4 protein-coding genes are annotated in these 5,675 nt (G+C 68.1%); 1 reads left to right on the plus strand and 3 read right to left on the minus strand.

Annotation, left to right across the window (positions count from 1 at the left end; genetic code table 11):
* Nucleotides 1-225: 225 nt before the first annotated feature.
* On the minus strand, nt 226-975 hold the full coding sequence (locus tag IT306_11320) for an SDR family oxidoreductase (GenBank protein MCC7369007.1): 750 nt from the start codon (nt 973-975) through the stop codon (nt 226-228).
* Between the two features lie 142 nt (nt 976-1,117).
* The gene (locus tag IT306_11325) at nt 1,118-1,897 is read right to left on the minus strand and encodes a sulfite exporter TauE/SafE family protein (protein ID MCC7369008.1); all 780 of its coding nucleotides are present in this window, start codon (nt 1,895-1,897) and stop codon (nt 1,118-1,120) included.
* Nucleotides 1,898-2,266: 369 nt separating this feature from the next.
* Between IT306_11325 and IT306_11330 the strand changes: the two genes are divergently transcribed.
* Nucleotides 2,267-2,743 carry a hypothetical protein gene (locus tag IT306_11330; GenBank protein ID MCC7369009.1) on the plus strand — a complete coding sequence of 159 codons (477 nt, stop codon included), beginning with the start codon at nt 2,267-2,269 and terminating at the stop codon, nt 2,741-2,743.
* Nucleotides 2,744-2,891: 148 nt separating this feature from the next.
* On the opposite strand, the gene IT306_11335 is transcribed toward IT306_11330, so the two are convergent.
* The gene (locus tag IT306_11335) at nt 2,892-5,369 is read right to left on the minus strand and encodes a leucine--tRNA ligase (GenBank protein MCC7369010.1); all 2,478 of its coding nucleotides are present in this window, start codon (nt 5,367-5,369) and stop codon (nt 2,892-2,894) included.
* Nucleotides 5,370-5,675 lie beyond the last annotated feature (306 nt).

Here is a 5,675-nt window from a genome sequence, read left to right on the forward strand (position 1 = left end):
GGTCGGGGACTGAAGTCCCCGCCTACAGTCACGCCGTCGCTGCGCGACGGCCGTCGGGAACGGCCGGCACTGGTGCGACTGGAGCGTCGCGCAGCGACTGCAGGATCGTAGGCGGGGCTTTCAAGCCCCGACGCGGCGGCAGGACGACATCAACATGCAATCGCCCTGGGCGAGGGGCACGCCCTCGCCCGACGGAATCGCCGTGAACATCCCTTGCGACGCGGCTCAGATCATGGCCTGTCCGACCACCTGCAGCTGCGGCGGCATCATGATCAGCTCGGGGATGTAGGCCCGGGCCGGCAGGCTCGCCAGGAACGTGCAGGCCATCGCCACATCCCGCGGCTGCAACGCCTTCTCGAGCGTCTCCCGCGTGGGCGGGACGGGCCGCTTCTCGAGCAGTGGCGTATCGACGAGGCCCGGCAGGATCGCCGTCACCCGGATCCCGTGGGTGCGCTCCTCCATCATGGTCGCCTGGCAGAGGCCGACGATGCCGTGCTTGCTGGCCTGGTACGCCGCGCCCGACATGTCGCCCCAGCGCCCGGACACCGACGAGAACTGCACGATCAGCCCGCCGCCCTGGGCGCGCATCTGCGGCAGCGCGGCCTGCGTGGTGTTGAACGCGCCCGTCAGGTTGACGCTCAGGACGTGGTCCCAGTCGCCCTGCGTGAGATCGCTGATGCGGCGATGCTGGGTGTTCAGGCCGGCCGCGTTGACCACGACATCCAGCCGACCGAGCCGCTCGATGGTCGTCGCGATGGTGTGATCGACCTGGTCGCGGTGGCTGACATCGGTCGGGAGCGCCAGTGCGTGGTAGCCGCTTGCAGCCATCAAACCTGCCATCTCGGCGAGCGTCGAGCCGCGTCTGGCGGCAAGGGCGACTGTGGCTCCACCTTCAGCGAACGCCTGGGCTGCCGCCCGGCCGATGCCGCTGCTCGCGCCGAAGATTACGACAACCTGTCCGTCGAAGCTTCCCATGCCGTTGCACCTCCCGTGCTGCAGGCTGGCGGGCAGCCTGTTCCTCTTGCAGACGGTACAACGTGTCAGGACGTCCGACGGGCCCTGCCCGCTCCGGCTATTCTGCCGGACGCGAGGCCACACCGTACGAGGCCGCGCCGCACTAGAGGGAGCGGAGCACGAGGCTGCCGCCCGAGATCAGGATGACCAGCACCACCAGCCGACGAAACAGCAGCGGGTCGATACGCTCCTGCAGGCGGATGCCGAGACTGACACCCAGGAAGTTCGGGAGCACCGTCAGCGCCGCAACGACCAGGATCGTCAGATCGTAGAGGCCGAGCTGGTACAGGCTAAAGACCTGCACACTCGTGCCGACAAGGTACAGCAACGTCAGGAAGAAGACGAACTCGCGCTTGCCCAGCCGCAGGGCGTGCGTGTACGACGCCAGGGCCGGCGCGAAGATGCCGGTGCTGCCGCCGAGCAGCCCGCCCAGGATGCCCATCGGCAAGGCGAGGTACCGCTCCAGCCGGGGCGGTACGGCCAGGTCTGGCTTCACCAGGGCCACGATCCCGAACAGCACCGCGGCGCTGCCGACGATCAGCGCCAGCAGGTTCGGATCGACGCGCGCCAGCAGCAGCGACCCGGCCACGGTCCCGACGCTCAGCCCGGCGATGGTCGGGATAAACCGACGAAACGTCCGCCGGCTGCCCCCGCCGCGCATCGTAATGTTGACGTTGTTCATCAGCGAGGCGATGGAGATCACCAGGACGGCGTGGCGCGCATCCCAGATGGTCGAGACAAGCGGCGTGGCGACGAGCGGAAAGCCGAATCCGATAGCGCCCTTGATGATGGCCGCCCCCAGCACTGCCAGCAGTACCCCGACCATCTGGAGGATGCTCAGCTCGGCGAGTGCGGTGGCGACGGTCTGGAACAGGTCACTCATGGGTGATACACATCTCGGCGGCGGATGATCGCACATCGGCGCACGGAGCAGCGGGTCACAGGTCGAGGGCTACGCAGGGCGATTGCATGTTGATGTCGTCGTGCCGCCGCGTCGGGGACTGAAGTCCCCGCCTACAGTCACGCCGTCGCTGCGCGACGGCCGTCGGGAATGGCAGGCACTGGTGCGACAGGCGCGTCGCGCAGCGACTGCAGGAGTGTAGGCGGGGCTTTCAAGCCCCGACGACGCTGCACGACGACATCAACATGCAATCGCCCTGGAGGGCTACGCTCGAGCACGGCACGCACGACCGCCGGGCCGCTATCCTCCAGCGGATGACGGCAATCTCCCCTGATGAGGCAGCCAGCCCCTATGACTGACGAGGACGTGCTCCGCTCTCACCTCGACGCGCTCGGCGTCCCCTACGAGATCTTCCCGTGCGACCCGGCCCTGGCCGACACGGCGGCCTTCTGCGAAGCGTACGGCTTCGCTGGCGACGACTCGGCCAACACGATCCTGGTCATCGGCAAGTCGAGTCCGCCGCGCTTCGCCGCCTGCGTGGTGCTGGCGACGACGCGCCTGGACGTGAACCGGGCCGTCAAGCAGAAGATCGGCGCGCGGGCGTCGTTCGCGCCCGCCGAGGAGACGCGCCGGTTGACCGGCATGGAGATCGGCGGCGTCACGGTCTTCGGCCTGCCGGCCGACATGCCGATCTGGGTTGACGCCCGCGTGATGACCCGCGAGCGGATCGTGCTGGGGGGCGGGAGCCGCTCCTGCAAGGTTCTGGCCGGCCCGGAGATCCTGCAAGCGCTGCCGAACGTCGAGATCGTGGAGGGGCTGGCAGGATAGCCACCCCGCTCCGGGCGGGGAAAACATGCAAGACACCATGTCGTTCTTCGCTGCGCTCAGGACGACATGACTCGTGGGGAGACGGGGCTCGTAGAGGGGCTGGCGGGGCGGCCGCCGGCCCCACAATCCAGCCCCACCGTCAGGCCTCCTACCCGACGACGAGGTTCAGCACCTTGCCGGCCCGGTAGATCACCCGGCGCACGGTGCCCTCGCCGATCACCGACTGGACGCGCGGCAAGGCCAGCGCCTGCTCGGTGACATAGGCCTCGTCGTCCTGACGGTCGGCCGGCACCAGCAGCTCGCCGCGCGGCTTGCCGTTGACCGTCACCGCCACCTTCAGCTCGTCTTCGGTGGCCAGGGCCGGATCGAACGTCGGCCAGGGCTGCTGATGGATGCTGTAGGCCAGCCCCAGCTCGTTCGTCCACAGCTCCTCGGTCAGGTGCGGAGCGCTCGGGGCCAGCAGCAGCAGCAACGCACGCACAGCTTCGCCCCAGGCCCCGGCTGAGGTCTGCCCGCGCACCTCGTACATCGTGTTCACCAGCGTCATCAGCTTGGCGAGCATCGTGTTGAAGCGGAAGTGCTCCTGGTCGTCGGTCACATCGCGGATCGCCTGGTGGACCGCCCGCCGCAGCCGCGTGTCGGCGCTGTCCCCCTTCGACTCCCGCGGCTCGGTCGCCAGCGCCCAGACGCGGTTCAGGAAGCGGGTCACGCCGCCGATGCCGCTCGGGTTCCAGGGGCCGCCCTGGTCCCACGGCCCGATGAACATCAGGTAGCAGCGGACGGCGTCCGCGCCGATGGTCCCGACGTAGTCATCGGGGTTGACCACGTTCCCCTTGCTCTTGCTCATCCGGAAGCCGTCCGGCCCGAGGATCGCGCCCTGGTTGAAGAGCCGCTTGAACGGCTCGCCGCTCTCGACCAGCCCCATGTCCCGCAGCACCCGCATGAAGAAGCGCGAGTACAGCAAATGCATCACGGCGTGCTCGACGCCGCCCATGTACTGATCGACCGGCATCCAGTAGTCGGTCTTCTCCTGATCGAAGCCGGGCGGCCGGTCAAACTTGGGATCGGTGTAGCGCAGGAAGTACCAGGACGAGTCCATGAACGTGTCCATGGTGTCCGTCTCGCGCCGGGCCGGGCCGCCGCACTTCGGGCAGGTGGCCTTCGTGAACGTCGGGTGCGAGGCCAGCGGCGACTCGCCGGTCGGCTTGAACTCGGCGTCCTCCGGCAGCAGCACCGGCAGCTCAGACTCCGGGACCGGCACGATGCCGTCGGTGTCGCAGTAGAGCATCGGGATCGGCGTGCCCCAGTAGCGCTGACGGGAGATCAGCCAGTCCCGCAGGCGGTAGTTGACCGTCCGCGTGCCGATGCCCTGCGCCTCGATCCATTCGGCCACCTTGACCTTGCCCTCGGTCGAGGGGAGGCCGTCGAACTGGCCGGAGTTGACCATCACGCCGGGATCGACGTACGCCTCGGTCAGCGCCGAGCCGTCCCAACCTTCCGGCACCACGACGGGGATGATCGGCAGGCTGTACGTCGTCGCGAACGAGAAGTCGCGCTCGTCGCTGGCCGGCACGCCCATGACCGCGCCGGTGCCGTAGCTGTCCAGCACGTAGTCCGCGATCCAGATCGGCACGCGCGCCCCGTTGACCGGGTTGATCGCGTACGAGCCCAGCGGGACGCCGGTCTTCTCCTTCTCGGTAGACTGCCGCTCGATCTCGCTCAGGCGGCTGGTCTGCTCCTTGTACGCGGCCACGGCGTCCCGCTGCTCGGGGGCGGTCAGCGCGTCCACCAGCGGGTGCTCGGGGGCCAGCACGACCCACGTGATGCCGAAGACGGTGTCGATGCGGGTCGTGTAGACGGCGATCTTCTCGTCGCGGCCGTCCACAGGGATGTCGAACTGGACGCCCTCTGACCGGCCGACCCAGTTCTTCTGCATCGCCTCGACGCGCTCCGGCCACTCGATCTCCGAGAAGTCCAGCAGCTCGTCGGCGTACTTCGTGATGCGGAAGAACCACTGCTCCAGGTTCTTGCGGACGACGGGCGTGCCGCAACGCCAGCACAGACCGTCCTTGACCTGCTCGTTGGCCAGGACGCCCTGGTCCTTCGGGCACCAGTTGACCGGCGCGTTCTCGCGGTAGGCCAGCCCCTGCTCGAAGAACTTGATGAAGAACCACTGGTTCCACTTGTAGTACTCGGGCAGGCACGACGCGAGCGTCTTGGTCCAGTCGTAGATGCCGCCGATGGTCTTCAACTGCCCGGTCATGCGGGTGATGTTGTCCATCGTCCAGGTGTGCGGGTGGATGCCCCGGTCGATGGCGGCGTTCTCGGCCGGCAGCCCGAAGGCATCGAAGCCCATCGGCATCAGGACGTTGAAGCCGTGCATCGACTTGTAGCGGGCGTGGGCGTCGGCGATGGCGAAGTTGTACCAGTGCCCGATGTGGAGGTCGCCCGAGGTGTACGGGAACATAACCAGCGCGTAGTACTTCGGCTTCGCCGAGTCGGTGGAGACGACGTACAGGCCGTCAGCCTCCCACTGGCGCTGCCAGCGCGGCTCGATCTCGGTGGGCTGGTACCGGCGGGCACGAGCCTCGGGGACTCGGTCAGCGGACACGGGTTCAGCGGTCATCGGGCGGCTCCAGGCATCGTCGTTCTGGCGCCGGTGATCTGGCCTGGTCCAATCATGTCGCGTCGTGATGACGGAGGACAGTCGTCAGCGGGTCACCGGTCAGGTGGGCGTCTCAGTCAGAAGGACATGATACCGGTCCCGCTCCTGGTACGGCTCGCAACGCGGTGTCGCCAACGGGGCGATTGCATGTTGATGTCGTCGTGCCGCCGCGTCGGGGCTTGAAAGCCCCGCCTACGATCCTGCAGTCGCTGCGCGACGCTCCAGTCGCACCAGTGCCGGCCGTTCCCGACGGCCGTCGCGCAGCGA

The organism is Chloroflexota bacterium (assembly GCA_020850535.1).
Taxonomy (GTDB): domain Bacteria; phylum Chloroflexota; class UBA6077; order UBA6077; family JACCZL01; genus JADZEM01.

What these genes read in the sequence shown, in the direction of transcription:
- IT306_11320 (MCC7369007.1), bottom strand. Translation starts at nt 975, where the DNA reads ATGGGAAGCTTCGACGGACAGGTTGTCGTAATCTTCGGCGCGAGCAGC.
- IT306_11335 (MCC7369010.1), bottom strand. Translation starts at nt 5,369, where the DNA reads ATGACCGCTGAACCCGTGTCCGCTGACCGAGTCCCCGAGGCTCGTGCC.
- IT306_11325 (MCC7369008.1), bottom strand. Translation starts at nt 1,897, where the DNA reads ATGAGTGACCTGTTCCAGACCGTCGCCACCGCACTCGCCGAGCTGAGC.
- IT306_11330 (MCC7369009.1), top strand. Translation starts at nt 2,267, where the DNA reads ATGACTGACGAGGACGTGCTCCGCTCTCACCTCGACGCGCTCGGCGTC.